The sequence below is a fragment of the Pseudostreptobacillus hongkongensis genome (genome assembly GCF_001559795.1).
GTDB classification, from domain to species: domain Bacteria; phylum Fusobacteriota; class Fusobacteriia; order Fusobacteriales; family Leptotrichiaceae; genus Pseudostreptobacillus; species Pseudostreptobacillus hongkongensis.
The window spans coordinates 1-348 of record NZ_LOHY01000037.1 but is presented as its reverse complement, the minus strand read 5'-3'; the positions used below and the strand labels follow the sequence as shown (position 1 = coordinate 348).

Below are 348 nucleotides of genomic sequence, written 5' to 3'. Positions count from 1 at the left end.
AACCATCTGTATGACGGGCTACAAAAGTTGGGTTATGAGTTAAGCTCGCATATCAGCCCGGTAGTGCCGGTGATAATCGGTTCGAAAGAGGAAGGGTTACGTATCTGGCGCGAGCTTATCTCTCTGGGCGTTTATGTGAATCTTATCCTGCCGCCTGCCGCACCTGCGGGTATTACGCTGCTGCGCTGTAGCGTTAACGCCGCTCACAGCCGCGAGCAAATCGATACCATCATTCAGGCATTTGCTACCCTGAAGTCGTAATATTGGCCCGCCGTGGTGTTACGCCACGGCTGGATTAATGTTGCCTGTCATACCAATACACCAGAATCAACGCCACCAACACAAACG

General features: G+C 52.0%; 1 protein-coding gene. It reads left to right on the top strand.

Annotation, left to right across the window (positions count from 1 at the left end; genetic code table 11):
* A partial coding sequence (locus tag AYC59_RS08500) for an aminotransferase class I/II-fold pyridoxal phosphate-dependent enzyme (protein WP_156445441.1) occupies window positions 1–261 on the top strand: 261 nt, incomplete at its 5' end.
* Window positions 262–348 lie beyond the last annotated feature (87 nt).